This window comes from Microbacterium sp. SZ1 (assembly GCF_002362255.1).
Classification (GTDB): Bacteria; Actinomycetota; Actinomycetes; order Actinomycetales; family Microbacteriaceae; genus Microbacterium.
On record NZ_LPVV01000003.1, the window covers coordinates 119,582 to 140,507 of the forward strand.

Genomic DNA, 20,926 nt, shown 5'->3' on the forward strand with positions numbered 1-20,926 from the left:
ATGTCGAACGCACTCGCCGAGGCCCCCGCAGAGGCCACGGAGGACACCGGCATCCAGTCCTTCATCGTCACGTTCAACATCCGCCGCTTCGACCCCGAGGTCGATGCGGAGCCGCACTGGGTCGACTACGACGTGGAGCTCTACTCCACCGACCGCGTGCTCGACGCGCTGCACAAGATCAAGTGGGAGGTCGACGGCTCACTGAGCTTCCGCCGCTCCTGCGCCCACGGCATCTGCGGATCCGACGCCATGCGCATCAACGGCCGCAACCGCCTCGCCTGCAAGACGCTGATCAAGGACCTCGACATCTCGAAGCCGATCTACGTCGAGGCGATCAAGGGTCTGCCGCTGGAGAAGGACCTCATCGTCGACATGGAGCCGTTCTTCGCGTCCTACCGCGAGGTGCAGCCGTTCCTCGTCGCGAACTCCGTGCCGGAGAAGGGCAAGGAGCGCACCCAGTCGATCGCCGACCGCGAGATCTTCGACGACACCACCAAGTGCATCCTGTGCGCGGCGTGCACCTCGTCGTGCCCCGTGTTCTGGACCGACGGCCAGTACTTCGGTCCGGCGGCGATCGTGAACGCGCACCGCTTCATCTTCGACTCCCGCGACGACAACGCCGACGTCCGCCTCGACATCCTCAATGACAAGGAGGGCGTCTGGCGCTGCCGCACGACCTTCAACTGCTCCGAGGCGTGCCCCCGCGGCATCGAGGTCACCAAGGCCATCGCCGAGGTCAAGCAGGCCGTGCTGCGCGGTCGCCCCTGACCTCGGGCTTCGCTGTCGACGGGCGGTCTCCTTTTCGGGGGGCCGCCCGTCTGCTGTCTGCTCTGCGGCCGCCGATAGGGTGAAGAGGTGTCGGAGCGAGATCGAGCAGCGGGCGAGTCCGAACCCGGGCGGATCGGCGCGGTCGTGGATCGCGCGGCGACGCTGACGAGGCGCACGCTCGGACTCTTCCCGGTGCGGGTGTGGCGGCACTTCCTGCAGCACAACGGCTTCCTGCTCGCGGCCGGGGTCAGCTATCAGGCCCTGTTCGCCATCTTCGCGGCGATCTACCTCGCGTTCGCCGTCGCCGGCCTCTGGCTCGGAGCCAGCGAAGAGGCCGTCGACGCCCTGATCGACGTCATCAACAGCTACATCCCGAACCTGATCCAGCCCGAGGGCGGGCTGTTCACACCCGAACAGGCTCAGCAGATCGCCGCGAGCACGACCGGCGTCCTCAGCGTCACCGGCCTCATCGCCCTGGGCACGGTCATCTGGACGGCCATCGGCTGGGTGACGTTCTCCCGCCGGGCCACTCGCGACATCTTCGGTCTGCCGCCCGACCTGCGCAGCTACGTGATGCTCAAGGCCCGTGACCTCCTCGCCGCCCTCATCTTCGGCGTCGCGCTGATCGCGGGGTCTCTCCTCAGCTCGGCCAGTGCCGCCGCCCTCAGCTGGCTGCTCGGCCTCGTCGGGTGGGACACGGGGTCGGCCGGGCTGACCCTGAGCATCCGCCTCGGCACCGTGGTGGTGTCGTTCGCCCTGCTGTCGGGCGCCCTGGCGGCCATGGTCCGCTTCCTCACCGGCACGTCGCTGGCGTGGAGGACGATCTGGCCCGGCGCACTGCTCGGCGGCGCAGCGATGACGGTGCTGCAGTACGGGGCCGGCTTCCTGTTGAGCTACACCCCGCGCAACCCCCTGCTGGCGACGTTCGCCATCTTCGTCGGACTCCTGCTGTGGTTCCGTGTGAACGGCGTGGTGATGCTCGTCGCCTCGTCGTGGATCGCGGTCTCGGCTCGGGACCGGGACCTTCCCCTCACCCGACGCTCGGACGCGCAACGGCTGGCCGATGAACACCGCACCCTCGTGGCCGCGGCACGCATCCGCCTGGATGCCGCGCGATCGGCGCGCGAGCGGGCACCGTGGTACCGCTCGTGGGCCGCCCACCGTGCGGAGCGCCACGCGGAGGCGGATCTCGCCGAGCTCGAGGCCTCGGCGCCGCCCCTTCCCGACCCCGTCCCCTCCTTCATCGAGAGGCTGCGAGCGGAGCGCGACAGCGCGTCCCGGGATGTCGGTGACGCTCGTTAGGCTTGTCCGCATGCCTCATCTGCGTATCGCCTCTGTCAACGTCAACGGGATCAGGGCGGCGGCCCGCAACGGGATGAGCTCCTGGCTCGACGCCGCCGACGTCGATGTGCTCACCCTTCAAGAGGTCCGCGGTCAGGACGAGCACCTCGAGGCCGCTCTTCCCGGCTGGACCTTCGTGCACGACGAGGCCAGCGCCAAGGGCCGAGCCGGTGTCGCGATCGCCAGCCGTGAGCCCGCGCTCGCCTTCCGGACCGAGTTCGGACCGTCCGACTTCGACTCGAAGGGCCGGTGGATCGAGGCCGACTTCCTCATCGGCGACCGTCCGCTCACCGTCGTGAGCGCTTACGTGCACTCGGGCGAGGCCGACACTCCGAAGCAGGAGGAGAAGTGGAAGTTCCTCGACGCGTTCGGCGCACGGCTCGCCGAGCTCGGCCAGGGCGACGCCCTCGCGCTCGTGACGGGTGACCTCAACGTCGGACACCGCGAGCTCGACATCAAGAACTGGCGAGGCAACCGCAAGAAGGCCGGCTTCCTCCCGCGCGAGCGCGCGTACTTCGATCGCTTCCTCGGCCCGGCGGGGGAGATCGTCGAGGGAGTCGACGGATCGACGGGTGTCGGCCTCGGCTGGGTCGACGTGGGCCGGCGTTTCCACGGCGAGGTGGAGGGGCCGTACACGTGGTGGTCGATGCGCGGACAGGCGTTCGACAACGACTCGGGGTGGCGCATCGACTACCACCTCGCGACACCTGCGCTCGCTGAGCGCGTCACGGCGTACCATGTCGCCCGTGCGGCGGCCTATGACCAGCGCTGGAGCGACCATGCGCCGGTCGTCGTCGACTACACCTACTGAACTCTCGGGCTACTCGTCGCCCATAGGATTGATACCGTGACCAAGCCTCGCCTCTACTCCGGAATGCAGCCCTCCGCCGACTCCCTCCAGATCGGCAACTACATCGGGGCTCTCCTGCAGTGGCGGGATCTGCAGAACTCGTTCGACGCCTTCTTCTCGGTCGTCGACCTGCACGCGATCACCGTCGCGCAGGACCCGGCCGAGCTCCGCGAGAAGACCCGCCGGACGGCCGCCCAGTACATCGCCGCAGGCATCGAACCCTCCCAGTCGACGCTGTACGTGCAGTCGCACGTGCGCGCGCACGCCGAGCTGGCCTGGATCCTTTCAACGATCACAGGATTCGGCGAAGCGGGTCGTATGACCCAGTTCAAGGACAAGTCGGCTCGCTACGGAGCGGACTCGACGAGCGTCGGCCTGTTCACGTATCCGGTGCTCATGGCCGCCGACATCCTGCTGTACCAGACCGACGTCGTGCCCGTCGGCGACGACCAGAAGCAGCATGTCGAGCTCACGCGCGACCTCGCGGAGCGCTTCAACGCGCGATTCGGCGAGACCTTCGTCGTGCCGAAGCCCGTGATCCAGAAGGACACCGCCCGCATCTACGACCTGCAGAACCCGACCGCGAAGATGTCGAAGTCTGCCGAGAGCGACGCCGGCGTGCTGTGGATGCTCGACGACCCGGCGAAATCCGCGAAGAAGATCATGCGCGCCGTCACCGACAACGAGGGGTCTGTGCGCTTCGACCGCGAGGCCAAGCCCGGTGTCTCGAACCTGCTGACGATCTACGCCGCCCTCACGGGCCGCCAGGTGCCGGCGATCGAAGACGAATACGCGGGTCGCGGCTACGGGGACTTCAAGAAGGGTCTCGCCGAGGTCGTCGTGAACGAGTTCGAGCCGGTGCGTGCTCGGGCGCTGGAGCTCCTCGACGACCCCGCCGAACTCGATCGCATCCTCGCCTCGAACGCCGCGCGGGCCGATGAGGTAGCCGACGCGACCCTCGCGACCGTGTACGACCGCGTCGGCCTGCTGCGGCGCGTCTGACTCGGGGCGCCGACCGGCGGCATCCTGAGACCGCACCTAGGATGGGGGCGTGAGCGATCCGCAGCAGCCCCCGTACGGTGACGTCCCTCCAGTGCTTCCGGCTCCCGCCGCGTACCCGCCGGCGCCGCCCGCACCGCAGGCTCCGCCGGCGTACTCCGCTCCCCCGCCCTACCTTGCGCCCGCCGCCTACCCGGTGGCTCCCGCGCAGGCACCCGTGCCGCCGAGCATCCCACCGGCACCGGCCCCGGCCGGCGCTCCGCAGTTCCCCGCGCCCGGTGCGCCCGCATTCCCACAGCCCGCTCCTCCGGGGGCCTATCAGGTGCCTGTCGGCGGTTACGCCGCTCCGTCCGGCGCCTACCAGGTGCCTCAGCCAACGGAGAAGAAGTCGGCGCTGCTCGGCATCCTGTCGCTGATCTTCGCTGCCGTGTCCTCCCTGATCATGCCGATCGTGGTCGGCGTCGCCGGGTACGAGATCGGACGCCGCATCCCCAGCGGCCTCGACACGACGGACCCCGACTTCCTGTCGCTGCTGTCACCCGCCCGTGATCAGGTGCTCTGGGCCGAGATCTCGTTCTGGACCGGAACGATCCTCGGGATCGCGGCGATCGTCATCGGCATCATCGCCATCCGCCGGAATCAGGGGCGGGGTGCCGGCATTGCGGCGCTCGTCGTCGCCGTTATCGGGCCCATCATCTTCTGGGTCGTCCTGCTGTTCGCGATCTCCACGGGAACGGCCGCGGGCTTCCTGCCGACCACCTGACCGTGCGTAAGCGCCGAGATCAGGAGCATCACCCGGAATCAGGAGCATCCCGACGGCATCCTCCTGACCTCGGCGCGGCCTCCTGATCTCAGGCGCCCGCGTCAGCGCGGCGCGTGGTGCTTCTGCTGCGCCGCGACGAGTCCCTCGTCGACGAGCAGCTCTACGGCATCCGCGCCGTCCGATACGAGGACGGGCAGGTTCGCGCGCTCATCCTTGCCGAACGGCGACAGCACCCAGTCGGCCGGATCCTGTCGACCGGGGGGTCGTCCGATGCCGACCCGCACCCGGGGGAAGTCGGGAGTCGTGATGGCGCTCGCGATGTCGCGCACGCCGTTGTGTCCGCCGTGGCCGCCACCGCTCTTGAGCTTGATCGTGTCGAACGGGATGTCGAGCTCGTCGTGCACGACGACGAGACGCTCCGGCGCAACCGAGTAGAAGCGCGCCAGAGCGGCGACAGGGGTCCCCGATGCGTTCATGAACGTGTTCGGCTTCGCCAGCACGAGCTTGTCGGCCCCGGGCCGCAGCCACGTCTCGACGACCCGCGCCCCCGCCTTGTGCTCTCGGAACGTCTCGCCACGACGCGCGGCGAGCTCGTCGATCACCATCTGGCCGATGTTGTGCCGGGTCGCCTCGTATCGCGGGCCGGGGTTGCCGAGCCCCACCACGAGCCAGGTGGATGCCATGTCATCGTCCTTTCACGGGCGCGGACCGCGGTCCGGTCGGGATACGACGGAGGGGACGCGATGACCTCGCGTCCCCTCCGTGCTGAAGCTGTCGGAGATTACTCCGCGGCGTCCTCCTGGGCGGCCTCTGCCTCGGTCTCGCCCTCGGCGGGCTCCTCTGCGGTCGTGTCTTCCTCGACCTCGAGGACGGGCACCGAGACGGCGACCACGAGGACCTCGGGGTCGGTCAGCAGCGTCGAGCCCTTGGGCAGTGCGACGTCGGCGGCGGTGATGTGCGCGCCCTCCTCGAGACCCTCGACAGAGACCTCGACGTTCTCGGGGATGTGCGTGGCCTCAGCCTCGATCGACAGCGTGGTCGCGTCGAGCGTGGCGATGGTGCCGGCGAAGGGCTCACCCGTGACGACGACGGGAACGTCGATCGTGACCTTCTCGCCCTTCTTCACGACGAGGAGGTCGATGTGCTCGATGATCTGGTGCACCGGGTCCTTCTGGACGTCCTTGACCAGGGCGAGCTGCTCCGTGCCCGCGATGTCGAGCTCGAGCAGCGCGTTGGCACGGCGGATGATGAGCGAGACCTGGTGGCCGGGCAGGGCGACGTGCACGGGCTCGGTGCCGTGACCGTAGATGACAGCGGGGATCTTGCCGGCGGCGCGGAGGCGGCGGGCGAAGCCCTTGCCGAAGCTCTCGCGGAGCTCGGCGACGACCTTGGTGTCTTCAGACATGGGGGTTCTCCTTCGGGGCACGCAGCGAGGCTGCGCGGTGGTCTTGGAATTGTTCTCGAACGCAGACACGTGAGGGAAGCCACCGGGCTTGCTTCGCCGCGTCGATAACGGATGCTCCGCGCATGCGCAGCAGCATCCCTCGCCGAGGTACTCCCCTCATGGTAGCAAACGACCCGATAGGCTGAAGACACCGGCCCTTCTGCAGAAAACGGAGTCCCCATGTTCGACGGCGCCTTCTTCTCCCACGTGATCGCCTGGGTCATCGGCGCGATGACCGTGTGCGCTGCCGCCGCGACGTTCGGTGCCCTCTTCTCGCTCGGCCGCTCCGGCTACCGCAAGGACTGACGCCGACACAGACGCGGCTCGATCGCGCTCACCGCGATAATCTGGGGGCATCCCAACCTTCACGATCGAGGAGCCCTCTGTGCCCGAAGCATCAGCCAACATCGGAGTCGTCGGACTCGCCGTCATGGGGTCGAACCTCGCCCGCAACCTCGCCAGCCGCGAGGGCAACACGGTGGCGATCTTCAACCGCAGCTACGAGAAGACCGAGACGCTCGTCTCCGAGCACCCCGAGGCCGGCTTCCTCCCCGCACAGTCCTACCGGGAGTTCGCGGACTCGCTGCAGAAGCCACGCACCGCGATCATCATGGTGAAGGCCGGTCGCCCCACGGATGCCGTGATCGATTCACTCCTCGAGGTCTTCGAGCCGGGCGACATCATCGTCGACGGCGGCAACGCGTACTTCCCCGACACGATCCGCCGCGAGAAGACCGTCCGCGAGACGGGCGTGAACTTCGTCGGCGCCGGGATCTCCGGCGGCGAGGAGGGCGCCCTGACCGGTCCGTCGATCATGCCCGGCGGCTCGGACGAATCCTGGGTCACGCTCGGTCCGATCCTGAAGTCCATCGCCGCGGTCGCCGAGGGCGAGCCCTGCGTCACGCACGTCGGTCACGACGGCGCTGGTCACTTCGTGAAGATGGTGCACAACGGCATCGAGTACGCCGACATGCAGCTGATCGCCGAGGCGTACGACCTCATCCGTCGCGGCACGGGCAAGACCCCCGCGGAGATCGCCGACATCTTCGCCGAGTGGAACCGCGGCGAGCTCGAGTCGTACCTGATCGAGATCACCGCCGAGGTGCTCCGCCAGGTGGATGCCGCGACCGGCCAGCCGCTCGTCGACGTCATCCTCGACCAGGCCGGCGCCAAGGGCACCGGCGCGTGGACCGTGCAGACCGCGCTGTCTCTGGGCGTCCCGGTCTCCGGCATCGCCGAGGCCACCTTCGCCCGCTCGCTGTCGTCGCACCCCGAGCAGCGCGCCGCGGCCGCCGCTCTCCCCGGCCCGGACGAGGCGTTCACCGTCGCTCCGGAAGACGTCGACGCTTTCATCGAGGACGTGCGCCTGGCCCTGTACGCCTCGAAGATCGTCGCCTACTCGCAGGGCTTCGACGAGATCCGCGCGGGGGCAGCCGAGTACGACTGGAACATCGACCTCGGCGCGATCTCGAAGATCTGGCGCGGCGGCTGCATCATCCGCGCGCAGTTCCTCAACCGCATCGCCGATGCGTACCAGGCCGAGCCCGACCTTCCGGTGCTCATGACCGCGCCGTACTTCGCCGAGGCGCTCACCCGTGGCCAGGCCGCGTGGCGGCGCGTGGTCATCGCCGCCGCACAGGCAGGCATCCCCGCTCCGGCGTTCTCGTCGTCGCTGTCGTACTACGACGGCATCCGCGCCGACCGCCTGCCCGCAGCCCTCGTGCAGGGCCAGCGCGACTTCTTCGGTGCGCACACGTACAAGCGCATCGACAAGGAAGGCACCTTCCACACCCAGTGGTCCGGCGACCGCACCGAGATCGAGGCCGAGGACACGCACTGAAAGTCGTCTGAGACATGACGAAGGCCCCGGCGCACTGCGCCGGGGCCTTCGTCGTCCTCAGCGGGTGATGTCCTGCACCGCGCCCTTCGACAGACGCAGCCTCCGCGTGGCACGGCGCGCGACGGCGGAGTCGTGCGTGACGACGATCATCGTGATCCCTTCCGCGCACAGCCCTTCGAGGAGGGCGAGGATCTCGTCGCGCATGCTCTCGTCGAGGTTGCCCGTCGGCTCGTCCGCGAGGAGCACGCGGGGCCTCTTGATGATGGCCCGGGCGATGGCGACACGCTGCTGCTGCCCGCCGGACAGTTCGGTCGGCAGGTGGTCGCCGCGGTCGGCGAGCCCCACATGCGCGAGAGCCTCCGCGACGCGTGCCCCGCGCTCCGCCCTGTCCAGCGATAGCGGCTCGAGGGCCATGTCGACGTTCTCGGCCGCCGTCAGCGTCGGGATCAGGTTGAACCCCTGGAACACGAAGCCGATCTCCTCCGAACGGATCCGGGCGAGCTCGCGAGCGGATGCCGAGGCGAGCTCGATGTCGCCGAGCCGGAGCGAACCCGACGAGGGCGTGTCGAGCGCGCCGAGCAGCTGCAGGAGTGTGGACTTCCCACCTCCTGTCGGCCCCTGGATTGTCACGAACTCCCCGGCATGAATGGTGAGGTCGACCCCCGTGAGGGCCTTCACCGTCCTCCCCTTCTGCGCATAGGTGCGTGTGACATCCCGTGCGCGGTACAGCGGGTCCGCGGCATCCGAGGGTGTGATCGCCGTGGCGACGTCTGCGATGGTCATGTGTGTCTCCTTGTCTGTCAGGTCGCGGCCGTCAGGCGACGGACCGCAGGGCTTCCGCAGGGCTGAGGCGGGCGGCGCGCCATCCGCCGATTGCTCCGGCGACGAGTCCGCCGAGCACGGCGAGACCGACCGCTGCCACGAGCACCCAGAGGCTGAACGGGGCCTGCAGCACGATGTCCGTCGCCTGCGTCTGGAACATGCCTCCGCCTCCGCCGGTGGGGCCACCGCCAATGCCACCGGGGCCACCGCTGTCGCCGGGCGCGGCCGTGGCCGCCACGGTCGGCTTCACCAGATTGATGACGACGATGCCGATGACGCCGAGGACGAGCCCGACCGCTCCGCCGATCAGCCCCTGCACCATCGATTCACCGGCCACCTGACGTACGACCCTGCCGTTCGACCAGCCGATCGCCTTGAGCGTGCCGAACTCCCGCGTGCGACGCGCGACGCCCGACAGCGTGAGCAGCACCGAGAGGAGCACCGCCACCGCGAGCACGATGATCGACAGCCACGTGCCGAGGTTCGTGATGAGCGACGTGGCGCTGGAGAGCGAGCCGGACACGGTCGAGGCGAGCTCGGACTGCGAGGTGATCGTCGCGTCCGGCAGCTCGTCTGCGAGCGCGGTCTGCACGGCGTCGATCGACGACGCGGATTCGGCCTGCACATACACGGTCGAGACGACGTCACCCGCGCCGGACAGCTCCTGCGCGGTGTCGAGCGGGAGGTAGACGTTCGCGGCGGTGTCGGCTGAGTCGGGGGTGGAGGACACGATGCCGACCACCTCGACGTCGGAGCCTGCCACGTCGATCGTATCGCCCACGGCGATCTCGTTCGTGGCCGCGTAGCTCGCGTCGACGAGCGCGACGAGCGACCCGGCGTCGTCGGCGTCGAGTGCGCGGCCGTCGCTGACCTCGACCGAGGCGAGCGGGCCGACCGACGTCGCGACGGGGTCGATGCCGAGCACGGTGAACGAGTCGATCCCGAACGAGCCGCCGCCTTCTCCGCCCTGCGGGGGCGCCTGACCCTCGGTCGGCGTGGTGCCCTCGGCATCCGCCTCGCCGAATCCGCCGCTGGGGAGCTCCCCCGAGAAGGTCGAGTTCGTGAGACTGAGCGCGGCTGTCGCCGCGGTCACTCCGTCCGTCGACGCGACGGTGTCGAGCACCGAGGCATCGAGAGTGCCGCGCATGAAGTCCGTGCGCAGCGTCGACCGGGTGAGCGTCGTGGTCTGGCCGTCGGTCGTGCCGTCCCCCGACCCGAAGTCGAAGCGCTGTCCGCCTCCCTCCCCCGGCTCGGCCGCCGCACCGGTGACCGTGAGGTCGGTGCCGACGCCGTAGACCGACGCGAGCGCTTGCGCCTGCGCGTCTCTCACTCCAGCGGTGAGCGCGTTGACGATGATGACGAGGGCGATGGCGATCGCGAGTCCTATCGCGACGATCGCCGTCTGCTTCTTGCGACCCGCCAGCTCCCGTCGCAGGTATGTGCCGTACATGTGTCTCCTTCCGCCGCGCCGTTCGCGGGCCGAACACGACGTTAGAAAGCGGTTATTTGCGAGATCGAGGCGTAGATCATGAGAAAGCTATGGCGGTCGATCCCCGACTCCGAACTCCCAGGGAACGCATACCGATCTCCATAGAAACGTCATAGGAGATTCCGCAGAATGGAGGCATGAGCACCGACCTGCCCGAACTGCGCCGCCCCGACGGCTCCCCCCTGCGCATCCTCGCCGTAGACGACGAGCAGATGCTCACCGACCTGCTCGCGATGGCCCTGCGGATGGAGGGCTGGGAGGTGCGCACAGCGTCCTCCGGGCTCGAAGCCCTGCAGGTCGCGCGGGAGTTCGAGCCGGACGCCCTCGTGCTCGACATCATGATGCCCGACCTCGACGGCATGTCGGTGCTGCGGCGGCTCCGCGAGGCGGGAAACCTCGTGCCCGTGCTGTTCCTCACGGCGAAGGATGCCGTCGGCGACCGCGTCGCGGGCCTCACCGCCGGCGGCGACGACTACGTCACCAAGCCCTTCAGCCTCGAAGAGGTGATCGCGCGCCTGCGTGCGATCATCCGCCGCACGGGCCACGCCACCGCCGACGACGGCCAGTCGATCCTCCGCGTCGCCGACCTCTCGCTCAACGAGGACAGCCACGAGGTCGTGCGCGACGGCACCGAGATCGAGCTGACCGCCACCGAGTTCGAGCTGCTGCGCTTCCTCATGCGCAACGAACGGCGCGTGCTGTCGAAGGCGCAGATCCTCGACCGGGTGTGGAGCTACGACTTCGGTGGCAAGTCCTCGGTGGTCGAGCTGTACATCTCGTACCTCCGCAAGAAGATCGATGCGGGCCGCACTCCCCTGCTGCACACCGTGCGCGGCGTCGGCTACATGATCAAGGCGCCTCAGTGACCACTCCCCGACTCGCGGCACGGCCGATGAGCCTGCAGACCCGGCTCATGACAGCCGTGATCGGGTTCGTGTCGCTCATCCTCGTGATCGTCTCGATCATCACGAGCGCGATCCTCGGCCGCACCCTGGAGGGACAGCTCGACCAGAAGATCGAGCAGTACGCGGGGCAGCTCACCTACCTCGTCAACAAGTTCCCGTCGAACATCGGCACCGCAGCCGATATCTTCTCAGCGACCACATCGCCCGAGTCCGGCCTGCTGGTCGCGGTGTCGAACCAGGCAGGCGTCAGCGGTGTGGTCCTCAACAGTCCGCGGGACGAGATGAGCACCGGCCCCTCCGTCTTGAGTTCGCGGCAGCTCGATCAGATCGAGACCGGTCTGCGCGGCGGAGCCAACGCGACCGTGACGATCGACGGGCTCGGGTCGTATCGACTCGTCGTCGCGACCGCGCCGCAGACCGGGGCGACGGTCGTCACGGGTCTGCCGCGCGACGAGATCCAGAACCAGCTCACGACGCTCTTGACCGTCATCGTCCTCGCGACCCTCGGCGGGCTCATCCTTCTCGCCCTCACGACGGCGATCACGATCCGCGTCAGCCTTCGTCCACTCCGGGCCGTCGCCGCCACCGCCACCCGCGTCGCGAACCAGCAGCTGGACCGAGGGCAGGTCGAGATCACCGAGCGGGTTCCGGCGTACGAGGCCGATCCGCGCACCGAGACCGGTCTCGTGGGCGCGTCGCTGAACACGCTGCTCGATCACGTGAACACGTCACTGGCGGCACGTCAGAAGAACGAGGAGCGGATGCGGCGGTTCGTCGCAGACGCCAGCCACGAGCTGCGGACGCCCCTCGCCAGCATCCGCGGATACTCCGAGCTGTCGCTGAAGGCCCTCAGTCAGCAGCAGGGCCCGGCAGTGATCGAGGGCGCTACGACGTCTCTCGAGCGCATTCAGGCTCAGTCGCTGCGCATGTCGCGGCTCGTGGAGGATCTGCTGCTCCTGGCGCGGCTCGACGAGGGCCGCGAGCTCGTCCACGGCACCGTCGACCTCACTCAGCTCGCGCTGGAGGGTCTCTCGGACGCGCGGCCCACGGCGCCGGAGCACCACTGGAACATCGAGGTGCCCGACGAGCCCCTCGTGATCATCGGTGACGCGGGCCGGCTGCACCAGGTGGTGGCGAATCTGCTCGCGAACGCCCGTACGCACACGCCCGCAGGCACCCACATCACCCTTCGGGTCGACCGCGAGGGCGCCGACGCCGTGCTGCGCGTCCACGACGACGGCCCCGGCATCGACCCGAGTGTGCGCGACGAGCTGTTCGCCCGGTTCGCCAGGGCCGATACCTCCCGCGCCAGGCAGACGGGCGGCACCGGACTCGGGCTCGCGATCGTCAAGGCGATCGTCGAGGGTCACGGCGGCCGGATCACCGTCGACAGCGAACCCGGTGACACGACGTTCACGGTGCGGATCCCGATGCATAAGGGATCGCCCGCGGAAGACCAGCCCTCCGATCGGTAGCCGAGGATCGGCAACCGCGGCTCAGTAGCCGGCGAACGCGTCGGTCTTGAGCGACCTGGCCTTCTGCAGCGCAGGGGCGAGATCGGCGATGAGCCGCGGCGGACCGGAGATGTACGCGTGGCGGGAGCCGAGGTCCGGCACCCACTGATCGAGGCCGGCGCCGTCGAGGCGCGCACCCTGCGCCCAGCTCCAGTGCGCGGGGAGGTCGGCGGGCTCGTCGCGGGTGAACACGACGACGCGCGCGCCGGTCGCGGCGAGCTCATCACGGAAGGCCAGCTCGGTGCTGTCGGCGGCGACGTACACCAGCACGACGTCGCGCTGCTGACCGGTCTGCTGCAGCTGACGGAGCTGTGACACGAACGGCGTGACGCCGATCCCCGCGGCAACCAGCAGCACCGGTGCGCCGGAGCGGGGCAGCAGGAAGTCTCCCCACGTGCCGGTCACGGCGAGCGTCGAACCGGGTTCCGCCGCAGCGAGCGCGCGCTTGTAGCTAGACGGATGCTGCTGATCGCCGCTCTTATAGGCGATGCGCAGCGTGGGGAGATCGGCGGGGGCCGAGACGATGCTGAACTCCCGGCGGGTGCCGCGCGCATCGGGCCGGCGATGCGGCACGTCGAGCTCGAGGTACTGACCGGGCAGGAAGCGCACGGTGCCCCTGGCGCGGAAGGTGAGCTCCTGCACTGTGGGCGTGAGCGACCGACGCTGTTCGAGCACGAGACGCACCGACCCGCGGAGCGCGAAGGCGAACGCCAGGAGGTTGCCGATGAGCAACGCCCGCTCCTGACCGAGGGTGAACAGCGACCCGATCGCGATCGGCCAACCGGCCAGCACGCCCACCAGCGCCGCGACCGAGAACTGCTGCCAGCGCCGTGGCGGCATCGTCAGGGGCTCCGACAGCATGAACGCACCGAGGAAGAGGAACGGCGACTGCAGCACCGCGAACGAGAGCGCGCTGCCGAGGTCGAACCCGATCGAGAACTCCTGCGCCTGCACCGCCTGCCGAACCACCGACACTGCGATGGCGATCACCAGGAAGACGACGACGATGCGCACCTTCTCGGTGCGCCACAGCACGGCGAGTCCGAGGAGCGCGACCGGGAGGAACAGCGACGGCGTGCCGACCCACCACGACGATGACGTGCCCAGCCACTCGAACGCGCCGAACGACCCGAGGATCGACACGACGGCGGCGCCGAACGCTGCGGGGTTGAGGATGTGCCTGCCGCGCCAGACGATGAGGTACTTCGACAGGCTCGCGAGTGCTCCCGCGATCGCGAGACCCAGCAGAGCCGCGCCCTCGATGCCGGGACGCAGGACGAACAGCAGGATGAGCGCGGTCACGAGCGAGGACTCGACACGCCAGGGCAGCCTGAGCACGCGCTGCGCCGCGGCGTCGACGACAGAGATGACGACGGCGAGCACCGCGAACGATGCGACGATCTCGAGCGGCGTCGGCGACACGATCACGCCGAGCGCCGACAGCGCGACCGCGATCACCGCGAGCGCGAGCAGGGCGAACAACACGAGGCGGTACATCGAGGTGCCGCCGAGGAAGGCCAGCACGCGCTGCCGCAGCGCGGTGAGGGAGGTGATCACGGTTCTCCTCGTCCTTGATCGATGGCGGCGCAGAGGGCCATGCCCCTACGCCCTGACGGTGAACAGCTCGGCCGGGCACCCGACGGAGCGTTCGGCGCGCCCGTCGGTCGACATCCGCACCCACTCCACTCCCCACCGGGCGGCGAGCTCGGGGCCGCCGTCGAAGAACAGCGCTGTGGCGACGGCATCCGCTCGCATCGCGTCCGGTGCGATCGCCCACGTCGCCGCCCAGGTGCGCACGGGAACGCCCGTGCGCGCGTCGAGGACGTGATGCAGGCCGTCGCCCCAGGCGCGTCGGTTGACCGCCGAGGCGCAGAGCGCGGCATCCTGCAGCTCGATGATGCCGATGGCCCTGGTCGCGTCATACGGATGCTCGAGACCGATGCGCACCGCCCTTCCGCGCACTCGGATGTCGCCGCCGGCATCGACGACGAGATCGCCGGGCACGCCGGAGAGCACGTCCGTCACCAGGTCGACGAGTCTGCCCTTTCCGAGAGCGCCGACGTCGAGCAGGACCGGAGCGGATGCCGTGGCCCCCTTCTCGGTCCAACTCACGAGACGCTGCCAGTCCGACGGCGCTGCGACCGGTGAGCCGGCCGTGAGTGAGTACGCGGCGTCGTAGCCGAGCGCGGAGAGACTGTCGCCGACCAGAGGGTTCACGGCGCCAGCGGTCGCCGCGGAGGCGTCTCGATACGCGTCGAGCATGGGAGCCGCGTCAGGTGACGCCAGGCTCCCACCCTCGCGGGCGACGCGTGTCACCGCTGAGTCCGAGCGGAACCTCGACCACTCCCGGTCGAAGCGCTCGATCTCCACGGTCACGGCTCTCTGCGTCGGCTCGCCGAATCCCTCGTCGCTCTCGATCTCCCAGCGGGTGCCGATCGCCTCGAAGCGCCAGGTCGCCATGGCGGGGTCAGGCGCCTCAGGCGGCGGCCTGCTCCTTGATCGACGCCACGGCCTCGTTGAAACCGCCGCTCGTGAGCGAGGATCCGGCCACACGACTGACCTCGATCTCGTCGAGGGACTTGCCCACGACCTCGTCGGAGATGCCGTCGATGAACTGACCCTGGTACTGCTCGCTCTCCCGAGCCTGGGGGTCGCCCGTGACCTCGACGGATTCGACGACGCCGTCGGCGATCGTCAGCGATACGGAGATCGTCTCTACGGTCTCCGGCGTCTGGTACGAGCCCTCGGCCTCGTACGTGCCGTCCTTGTACTCGCCGCTCGTGGCGGTCGAGTCCGACGACGTGCCGTCGTCACCCGTCGAGGGCGACTGCGCGTCACCGGTGCTGGAGCATCCGGCGAGGACGAGGAGTCCCGCGACTCCGAGAAGGGCGGAGCCCTTGCGGACAGTGGTCGGTACGGTCGTGCGGATCATGATGGTCCTCCGGCTCTGTTCGAGACAACTGCATGTCGTCGAATCGACCGTAGGGATGCGTCCTATGGACCGGCTGTGCCGTGACCTCGCGTGACCTACGCGTCGCCGCCGAACATGCTGGTGACGGAGCCGTCCTCGAACACCTCGTGGATGGCGCGGGCGAGCAGCGGGGCGATCGGGAGGATCGTGAGCTTGTCCCAGCGGCGGGATTCCGTGAGCGGGATCGTGTCGGTGATCACGACCTCGTCGATCGCGGCGTCCTGCAAGCGCTCGGAGGCCGGGTCGCTGAAGATCGCGTGGGTGGCGGCGACGATCACCCGGTGCGCGCCGTTGGCCTTGAGCGCCTGCGCTGCCTTCACGATCGTGCCGCCGGTGTCGATCATGTCGTCGACGAGCAGACACGTACGGCCCTCGACGGTGCCGACGATCTCGTGCACCGAGACCTGGTTGGCGACCTTCGGGTCACGACGCTTGTGGATGATGGCGAGGGGAGCGCCGAGGCTGTCGGACCAGGTGTCGGCCACGCGCACACGCCCCATATCGGGCGAGACGACGGTGAGGATCTCGCGATCGGCGGGGCTCAGCGTGCGCTCGAAGTGCTCGAGCAGCACGGGCTTGGCGAACAGGTGGTCGACGGGTCCGTCGAAGAAGCCCTGGATCTGCGCGGCGTGCAGGTCGACGCTCATGACGCGGTCGGCGCCGGCCGTCTTCAGCAGGTCGGCGACGAGGCGGGCGCTGATCGGCTCGCGTCCGCGGCCCTTCTTGTCCTGCCGAGAATACGGATAGTACGGCGCGACCACCGTGATGCGCTTGGCGGATGCGCGCTTGGCGGCGTCGATCATGATGAGCGTCTCCATGAGCCACTCGTTGACCGGTTCGCCGAACGTCTGGATGAGGAACAGGTCGCACCCGCGGATCGACACCTCGAAGCGCGCGTAGATCTCACCAGAGGCGAACGTGCGGTGCTCGGTGGGAACGACCTCGGTGCCGAGAGCCGACGCGACGGCGGCGGTCAGCTCGGGGTGGGAGCGGCCGCCGGCGACCACGAGCCGCTTCTTCGTCTTGGCGACGAGACCCGGAGCGATGCCGTTGTCCCGATCCAGAACGACCGTCTTGTTCTTGCGCGCCATCAGTCCGCCTACTCCGCCGTTCGGGCCCGGGCCGCGGCATCCGCCGCGCCCGTGCCTGCCCTGTTGTTCTCGACCCAGCCCTCGATGTTGCGCTGGGGGGCGACGCTCATGGCAAGGGCACCGGCCGGGACGTCCTTGCGGACGACGGCGCCGGCACCTGTCTTGGCGCCAGCACCCAGCCTAACGGGCGCGACGAGCGTCGTGTGCGAGCCGGTGTGCACCTCGTCCTCGACCACGGTGCGGTGCTTGTTCACGTCGTCGTAGTTGGCCGTGATGGTGCTCGCGCCGAGGTTCACACCCCGGCCGATCGTGGCGTCGCCGACGTACGACAGGTGCGGGACCTTGCTGCCCTCGCCGATCTCGGCGTTCTTCGTCTCGACATAGGCGCCGATCTTGCCCCCCGCTCCGAGAACGGTGTTGGGGCGCAGGTACGAGAAGGGACCGACCGTCGCCTCGGCGCCGATCACGGCGAGGGTCGCGTCGCTGCGGCGCACCGTGGCCCTCTCCCCCACCTCGCAGTCGACCAGCGTGGTGTCCGGTCCGATCGTGGCGCCCTCGCCGATCTTCGTGGCCCGCAGGATCTGGGTGTTCGGGAGGATCGTGACGTCGGGCGCGAGCGTCGCGTCGTCGTCGATCCAGGTGGTGGCCGGATCGATCACGGTGACGCCCTCGAGCTGCCATCGACGAACGATGCGCTCGTTCAGCAGACGACCCACGAGAGCGAGCTGGGCGCGGTCGTTGACGCCGAAGGTCACCGACACATCGGACACGACGGACGCCGCCACGCGATCGCCCGCGGCGCGCAGCAGCCCGGGGACATCGGTCAGGTACATCTCGCCCTGCGCGTTGTCGACGCCGACCTGAGGCAGATAGCGCCGCAGCACTTCGGCGCGGAAGACGTACATGCCGGCGTTGATCTCGCGCACCGACGCCTCGTCGGCGGTGGCATCCTTCTGCTCGACGATGCGGTCGACGCCGCCCTCGGCGTCGCGGATCACGCGGCCGTATCCGGTCGGGTCGTCGACGACCGCCGTCATCAGGGTGGCGGCCGCCTCGGCATCCCGGTGCTCGGCGAGGAATGCACTGAGCGTGTCGACGTCGGCCAGCGGGCAGTCGCCGGACAGGACGAGCACGTCGCCCTCGAAATCGGGGATCGCGTCGATCGCGACCTGGACCGCGCGCCCGGTGCCCGGCACGTCGTCCTGATCGACGAACACCGCATCCGGGTAGTCCTCGCGCAGCGCCGCGACCACCTGGTCTCGCTCGTGCCGCACGACCACCTCGACATGGTCGGCGGCGAGTCGCGCGGCCGTCGTCAGCACGTGGCCGACGAGCGGTCGGCCGCCGATGGGATGCAGCACCTTCGGCAGCCGGGACTTCATGCGGGTGCCCTGCCCGGCCGCGAGGACGATGATCGCGAGATTGTTCCCAGTCATGCTCCGCCGCCAGGACTCGAACCTAGACCTCACAGCTCCAAAGGCTGTCGTGCTGCCATTACACCACGGCGGACCGCGGCGCCCACGGGCCGCCGCCCGTCAAGTCTGCCACGTCCACCCGAGTGCCGACGGCACGCGTCCGCCCACCCGCGATAATGGACGGATGAGCCAGGCGGATGAGGTCGATCGCATCGTCGGCGCCTGGAACGCCCAGCGCCCTGACCTCGACTTCTCGCCGCTCGAGGTGCTGTCGCGCGTCGACCGGCTGACGCGCCTGCTCGACCGCGCTCGGCGCGACGTCTTCCGCCGCAGCGACCTCGAGCCGTGGGAGTGGGATGTGCTCTCCGCCCTGCGTCGGGCAGGGTCGCCGTTCCAGCTCTCTCCCAAGCAGCTGCTGCAGCAGACGCTCGTCTCGAGCGGCACCATGACCAATCGCATCGACAGGCTCGTCGGACGCCGTTTCGTGAGGCGCGAGGCCGATCCCGCCGACGGGCGCAGCGTGCTCGTCACACTCACCGACGACGGTCGCATCCGCGTCGATGCCGCGATAACCCGACTCGTCGACGTCGAGGCCGACCTGTTGCAGGGCCTCTCGCGGGGCGATCGCGACCGGCTCGCGGCTCTGCTGCGCAAGCTGAGCTTGAGCTTCGACGTCTGATGGGCGCCGGTGCGGGCCGGGCCTCCGCCGCGGCCCGCACCACCGTCGTCAGATCGTCGGGTCGACGATGACAGCGACCTTGCCCGTCGACCGCCCCGTCTCCACGCGCTCCTGCGCCGCGGCGAGGTCGTCGAGCGAGAAGCTCGAGTCGAGGTGCACGTCCACTCGCCCGGCTTCGGCCAGCTCCGTGATCTGGGCGAGCTCGCCACCGTCGGCGTGCACGAGGATGCGCTGCACGGGAGCCGCCCCCCACCCGGTGAGCTGAGCGGTCTGCGAGCTGGAGAACCCGGTGATCGTGATGACCGACGTGCCCTCCCGCACCGCCCCGCGCGGGGGCAGCGTGTCGTCGACCGTGACGATCACGGCGTCGACGGGGGCGATGGCGGCGAGCCCGTCCTCGTCGCGGTAGTCGACCACGTCGGTCGCTCCCCAGGAGCGCAGCAGCTCGTGTTTCGCGGGACTGCCGGTGGCGACGACCTCGGCACCGCGCGCGACGGCGAGCTGGATCGCGACGTGACCGACGCCGCCCGCGCCGCCCAGCACGAGCACGCGCTGCCCCTCTCGCACGCCTGCGGCATCGAGCGCCTGCCAGGCCGTGAGGAGTGCGAGCGGACCCGCGCCGGCCTGCGCCGTCGACCACGTGGACGGGATGGGCCCCAGGTCGGCAGCCGCGACGATCACATACTCGGCGAGCGTGTGAGCCACGGCGGGGAACGCGGCGAGCGCGTAGACGCGATCACCGGGCGCCCAGCCGGTGACATCGGAACCGACCTCGGTGATCAGTCCGGCGACATCCCAACCGGGCAGGTCCGAGTACCGGATGACGCCGAAGTCGTGCGCTGCCGCGCGGATCTTCACGTCGACGGGGTTGAGCCCGGCGGCACCCACCTGGACGAGGACTTCGCCGGGGCCGGGCTTCGGGGTGTCGACCTCGACGATCGAGATCACGTCGGAGGCCGCGCCGGGGCCGGAGTACTTCGCTGAACGCACGGGATTACCTTTCTGGTCTGCTGATCCTGTGATTGCAGGTACCAGCCTGGCGACCGGATGACGACACCACCAGTGGCCCGAAGGACAACATGTGTCACGATAGAGCCATGCATCAGATCGCCGTCGTCGCGCTGCCCGGGGTGTTCCCCTACGAGCTCGGCATCCCCGCCCGCTTCTTCCGCGCTGCGCACCGCGACGGCGAACCGCTCTACTCGGTCACCACCTGCACGCTCGACGGAGCACCCGTGCCGACGAACTCCGACTTCGCGATCACCCCCGCCGCCGACCGGAGGATCCTGGAGACGGCCGACACCATCATCATCCCGCCGTGGAGTGACGCCGAGATCGCGGGCGATCCGATCGGGCTGAGCGCTTTCGCCGATCGCCGGATCGTGAGCTTCTGCACCGGAGCGTTCACGGTCGCGGCGGCGGGTCTGCTCGACGGGCGTGAGGCGACGACGCACTGGTGCGCGGCCGAGGAGTTCGGCCGACGGTTCCCTCGCGTGCGGCTGCGCGAGGATGAGCTGTTCGTCGACGCCGGCTCCGTGCTGACGGCGGCAGGAGCGTCGGCGGCGATCGACGCCACCATGCACCTCATCGCGGCGGACCACGGCGCGGCAGTGGCGGCGACGGTGTCCAAGGTGACGCTCGCCGCGCCGCACCGCGGAGGCGGTCAGCGCCAGTTCATCGCGCGACCGCCGGTGCCGCAGTCGGTCACGGGCTCATCCGGCGACATCCAGGCCTGGCTGATGGCGCACCTCGACGAGCCGCTCTCGCTGGCCGCCGTCGCCGCGCGCTTCGACATGAGCGTGCGGACGCTCACGCGACGCTTCCGCGCCGAGACGGGGCGCACGGTCGGCGACTGGTTCTCCGACGCCAAGGTCGATCGCGCGCGCGAACTCCTCGAGACCACCGATCTGGCGATCGACGACGTGGCTGCGCGGTCGGGATTCGCGACGGCCGCCGCCCTGCGCAAGCACTTCCGCGACCGGCTCGGGCTCGCCCCGCAGCAGTACCGATCACGGTTCGCGCGCGCCGCGTAGGC

At 69.5% G+C, this 20,926-nt stretch carries 21 protein-coding genes and 1 tRNA gene; 11 read left to right on the forward strand and 11 right to left on the reverse strand.

The window, feature by feature from the left end:
- The 5 genes from AUC47_RS02845 (at position 1) to AUC47_RS16875 (ending at position 4,721) form a co-directional block, all read left to right on the forward strand.
- On the forward strand, positions 1 to 768 hold the full coding sequence (locus AUC47_RS02845; protein WP_096713726.1) for a succinate dehydrogenase iron-sulfur subunit: 768 nt from the start codon (positions 1 to 3) through the stop codon (positions 766 to 768).
- Between the two features lie 87 nt (positions 769 to 855).
- Positions 856 to 2,070 carry a YihY/virulence factor BrkB family protein gene (locus AUC47_RS02850; RefSeq protein ID WP_096713727.1) on the forward strand — a complete coding sequence of 405 codons (1,215 nt, stop codon included), beginning with the start codon at positions 856 to 858 and terminating at the stop codon, positions 2,068 to 2,070.
- A 10-nt stretch (positions 2,071 to 2,080) separates the two neighbouring features.
- Positions 2,081 to 2,920, forward strand: a complete 840-nt coding sequence (locus AUC47_RS02855; protein WP_179297489.1) for an exodeoxyribonuclease III — start codon at positions 2,081 to 2,083, stop codon at positions 2,918 to 2,920.
- A 36-nt stretch (positions 2,921 to 2,956) separates the two neighbouring features.
- On the forward strand, positions 2,957 to 3,961 hold the full coding sequence (trpS, locus tag AUC47_RS02860) for a tryptophan--tRNA ligase (protein ID WP_096713728.1): 1,005 nt from the start codon (positions 2,957 to 2,959) through the stop codon (positions 3,959 to 3,961).
- A 49-nt stretch (positions 3,962 to 4,010) separates the two neighbouring features.
- The gene (locus AUC47_RS16875; RefSeq protein ID WP_256999417.1) at positions 4,011 to 4,721 is read left to right on the forward strand and encodes a hypothetical protein; all 711 of its coding nucleotides are present in this window, start codon (positions 4,011 to 4,013) and stop codon (positions 4,719 to 4,721) included.
- Between the two features lie 101 nt (positions 4,722 to 4,822).
- Here AUC47_RS16875 and pth read toward each other — a convergent pair whose 3' ends face one another.
- Together pth and AUC47_RS02875 are read right to left on the reverse strand one after the other, a co-directional pair.
- The gene (pth, locus tag AUC47_RS02870; protein ID WP_096713730.1) at positions 4,823 to 5,404 is read right to left on the reverse strand and encodes an aminoacyl-tRNA hydrolase; all 582 of its coding nucleotides are present in this window, start codon (positions 5,402 to 5,404) and stop codon (positions 4,823 to 4,825) included.
- Positions 5,405 to 5,502: 98 nt separating this feature from the next.
- Positions 5,503 to 6,126: a 50S ribosomal protein L25/general stress protein Ctc gene (locus AUC47_RS02875; protein ID WP_096713731.1), complete on the reverse strand. Its 624-nt coding sequence runs from the start codon at positions 6,124 to 6,126 to the stop codon at positions 5,503 to 5,505.
- A 219-nt stretch (positions 6,127 to 6,345) separates the two neighbouring features.
- Between AUC47_RS02875 and AUC47_RS16880 the strand changes: the two genes are divergently transcribed.
- Positions 6,346 to 6,471, forward strand: coding sequence for a hypothetical protein (locus AUC47_RS16880; protein WP_256999418.1), 126 nt, complete (start codon positions 6,346 to 6,348; stop codon positions 6,469 to 6,471).
- Between the two features lie 79 nt (positions 6,472 to 6,550).
- On the forward strand, positions 6,551 to 8,005 hold the full coding sequence (gene gndA, locus AUC47_RS02880; protein ID WP_096713732.1) for an NADP-dependent phosphogluconate dehydrogenase: 1,455 nt from the start codon (positions 6,551 to 6,553) through the stop codon (positions 8,003 to 8,005).
- Positions 8,006 to 8,062: 57 nt separating this feature from the next.
- Here the strand turns inward: gndA and AUC47_RS02885 are convergent, their stop codons facing one another.
- Both AUC47_RS02885 and AUC47_RS02890 read right to left on the reverse strand, forming a co-directional pair.
- Positions 8,063 to 8,788, reverse strand: a complete 726-nt coding sequence (locus AUC47_RS02885) for an ABC transporter ATP-binding protein (protein ID WP_179297490.1) — start codon at positions 8,786 to 8,788, stop codon at positions 8,063 to 8,065.
- A 31-nt stretch (positions 8,789 to 8,819) separates the two neighbouring features.
- Positions 8,820 to 10,277 carry an ABC transporter permease gene (locus AUC47_RS02890; RefSeq protein WP_096713733.1) on the reverse strand — a complete coding sequence of 486 codons (1,458 nt, stop codon included), beginning with the start codon at positions 10,275 to 10,277 and terminating at the stop codon, positions 8,820 to 8,822.
- Positions 10,278 to 10,453: 176 nt separating this feature from the next.
- Here AUC47_RS02890 and AUC47_RS02895 point away from each other — a divergent pair, with 176 nt between their 5' ends.
- Together AUC47_RS02895 and AUC47_RS02900 are read left to right on the forward strand one after the other, a co-directional pair.
- On the forward strand, positions 10,454 to 11,182 hold the full coding sequence (locus AUC47_RS02895; protein ID WP_096713734.1) for a response regulator transcription factor: 729 nt from the start codon (positions 10,454 to 10,456) through the stop codon (positions 11,180 to 11,182).
- A gap of 26 nt (positions 11,183 to 11,208) precedes the next feature.
- Entirely contained in the window at positions 11,209 to 12,696 is a 1,488-nt protein-coding gene (locus tag AUC47_RS02900; protein WP_096713855.1) for a sensor histidine kinase, read from the forward strand.
- Positions 12,697 to 12,717: 21 nt separating this feature from the next.
- Here AUC47_RS02900 and AUC47_RS02905 read toward each other — a convergent pair whose 3' ends face one another.
- From AUC47_RS02905 to AUC47_RS02930, 6 genes are all read right to left on the reverse strand, one after another.
- The gene (locus AUC47_RS02905) at positions 12,718 to 14,292 is read right to left on the reverse strand and encodes an FAD-dependent oxidoreductase (protein WP_096713735.1); all 1,575 of its coding nucleotides are present in this window, start codon (positions 14,290 to 14,292) and stop codon (positions 12,718 to 12,720) included.
- A gap of 45 nt (positions 14,293 to 14,337) precedes the next feature.
- Positions 14,338 to 15,195: an FAD:protein FMN transferase gene (locus tag AUC47_RS02910; RefSeq protein ID WP_096713736.1), complete on the reverse strand. Its 858-nt coding sequence runs from the start codon at positions 15,193 to 15,195 to the stop codon at positions 14,338 to 14,340.
- A gap of 16 nt (positions 15,196 to 15,211) precedes the next feature.
- Positions 15,212 to 15,667, reverse strand: a complete 456-nt coding sequence (locus AUC47_RS02915) for an FMN-binding protein (protein WP_096713737.1) — start codon at positions 15,665 to 15,667, stop codon at positions 15,212 to 15,214.
- A 95-nt stretch (positions 15,668 to 15,762) separates the two neighbouring features.
- Positions 15,763 to 16,797 carry a ribose-phosphate diphosphokinase gene (locus tag AUC47_RS02920; protein ID WP_096713738.1) on the reverse strand — a complete coding sequence of 345 codons (1,035 nt, stop codon included), beginning with the start codon at positions 16,795 to 16,797 and terminating at the stop codon, positions 15,763 to 15,765.
- Positions 16,798 to 16,805: 8 nt separating this feature from the next.
- Positions 16,806 to 18,233: a bifunctional UDP-N-acetylglucosamine diphosphorylase/glucosamine-1-phosphate N-acetyltransferase GlmU gene (glmU, locus tag AUC47_RS02925; RefSeq protein ID WP_096713739.1), complete on the reverse strand. Its 1,428-nt coding sequence runs from the start codon at positions 18,231 to 18,233 to the stop codon at positions 16,806 to 16,808.
- Between the two features lies 1 nt (position 18,234).
- Positions 18,235 to 18,306: transfer RNA gene (locus tag AUC47_RS02930), tRNA-Gln, on the reverse strand.
- 90 nt (positions 18,307 to 18,396) lie between these two features.
- Between AUC47_RS02930 and AUC47_RS02935 the strand changes: the two genes are divergently transcribed.
- A complete protein-coding gene (locus tag AUC47_RS02935; RefSeq protein ID WP_096713740.1) occupies positions 18,397 to 18,891 on the forward strand; it encodes a MarR family winged helix-turn-helix transcriptional regulator in 495 nt (164 codons plus the stop codon).
- Positions 18,892 to 18,939: 48 nt separating this feature from the next.
- Here AUC47_RS02935 and AUC47_RS02940 read toward each other — a convergent pair whose 3' ends face one another.
- Positions 18,940 to 19,881 carry an NADP-dependent oxidoreductase gene (locus tag AUC47_RS02940; protein WP_096713741.1) on the reverse strand — a complete coding sequence of 314 codons (942 nt, stop codon included), beginning with the start codon at positions 19,879 to 19,881 and terminating at the stop codon, positions 18,940 to 18,942.
- Positions 19,882 to 19,988: 107 nt separating this feature from the next.
- Between AUC47_RS02940 and AUC47_RS02945 the strand changes: the two genes are divergently transcribed.
- The gene (locus AUC47_RS02945) at positions 19,989 to 20,924 is read left to right on the forward strand and encodes a GlxA family transcriptional regulator (protein WP_096713742.1); all 936 of its coding nucleotides are present in this window, start codon (positions 19,989 to 19,991) and stop codon (positions 20,922 to 20,924) included.
- Positions 20,925 to 20,926 lie beyond the last annotated feature (2 nt).

Coding starts and splice junctions, on each gene's coding strand:
- AUC47_RS02845 (WP_096713726.1), top strand. CDS start 1: ATGTCGAACGCACTCGCCGAGGCCCCCGCAGAGGCCACGGAGGACACC.
- AUC47_RS02855 (WP_179297489.1), top strand. CDS start 2,081: ATGCCTCATCTGCGTATCGCCTCTGTCAACGTCAACGGGATCAGGGCG.
- pth (WP_096713730.1), bottom strand. CDS start 5,404: ATGGCATCCACCTGGCTCGTGGTGGGGCTCGGCAACCCCGGCCCGCGA.
- AUC47_RS02875 (WP_096713731.1), bottom strand. CDS start 6,126: ATGTCTGAAGACACCAAGGTCGTCGCCGAGCTCCGCGAGAGCTTCGGC.
- AUC47_RS16880 (WP_256999418.1), top strand. CDS start 6,346: ATGTTCGACGGCGCCTTCTTCTCCCACGTGATCGCCTGGGTCATCGGC.
- AUC47_RS02885 (WP_179297490.1), bottom strand. CDS start 8,788: ATGACCATCGCAGACGTCGCCACGGCGATCACACCCTCGGATGCCGCG.
- AUC47_RS02890 (WP_096713733.1), bottom strand. CDS start 10,277: ATGTACGGCACATACCTGCGACGGGAGCTGGCGGGTCGCAAGAAGCAG.
- AUC47_RS02895 (WP_096713734.1), top strand. CDS start 10,454: ATGAGCACCGACCTGCCCGAACTGCGCCGCCCCGACGGCTCCCCCCTG.
- AUC47_RS02900 (WP_096713855.1), top strand. CDS start 11,209: ATGAGCCTGCAGACCCGGCTCATGACAGCCGTGATCGGGTTCGTGTCG.
- AUC47_RS02910 (WP_096713736.1), bottom strand. CDS start 15,195: ATGGCGACCTGGCGCTTCGAGGCGATCGGCACCCGCTGGGAGATCGAG.
- AUC47_RS02915 (WP_096713737.1), bottom strand. CDS start 15,667: ATGATCCGCACGACCGTACCGACCACTGTCCGCAAGGGCTCCGCCCTT.
- AUC47_RS02920 (WP_096713738.1), bottom strand. CDS start 16,797: ATGGCGCGCAAGAACAAGACGGTCGTTCTGGATCGGGACAACGGCATC.
- glmU (WP_096713739.1), bottom strand. CDS start 18,233: ATGACTGGGAACAATCTCGCGATCATCGTCCTCGCGGCCGGGCAGGGC.
- AUC47_RS02935 (WP_096713740.1), top strand. CDS start 18,397: ATGAGCCAGGCGGATGAGGTCGATCGCATCGTCGGCGCCTGGAACGCC.
- AUC47_RS02945 (WP_096713742.1), top strand. CDS start 19,989: ATGCATCAGATCGCCGTCGTCGCGCTGCCCGGGGTGTTCCCCTACGAG.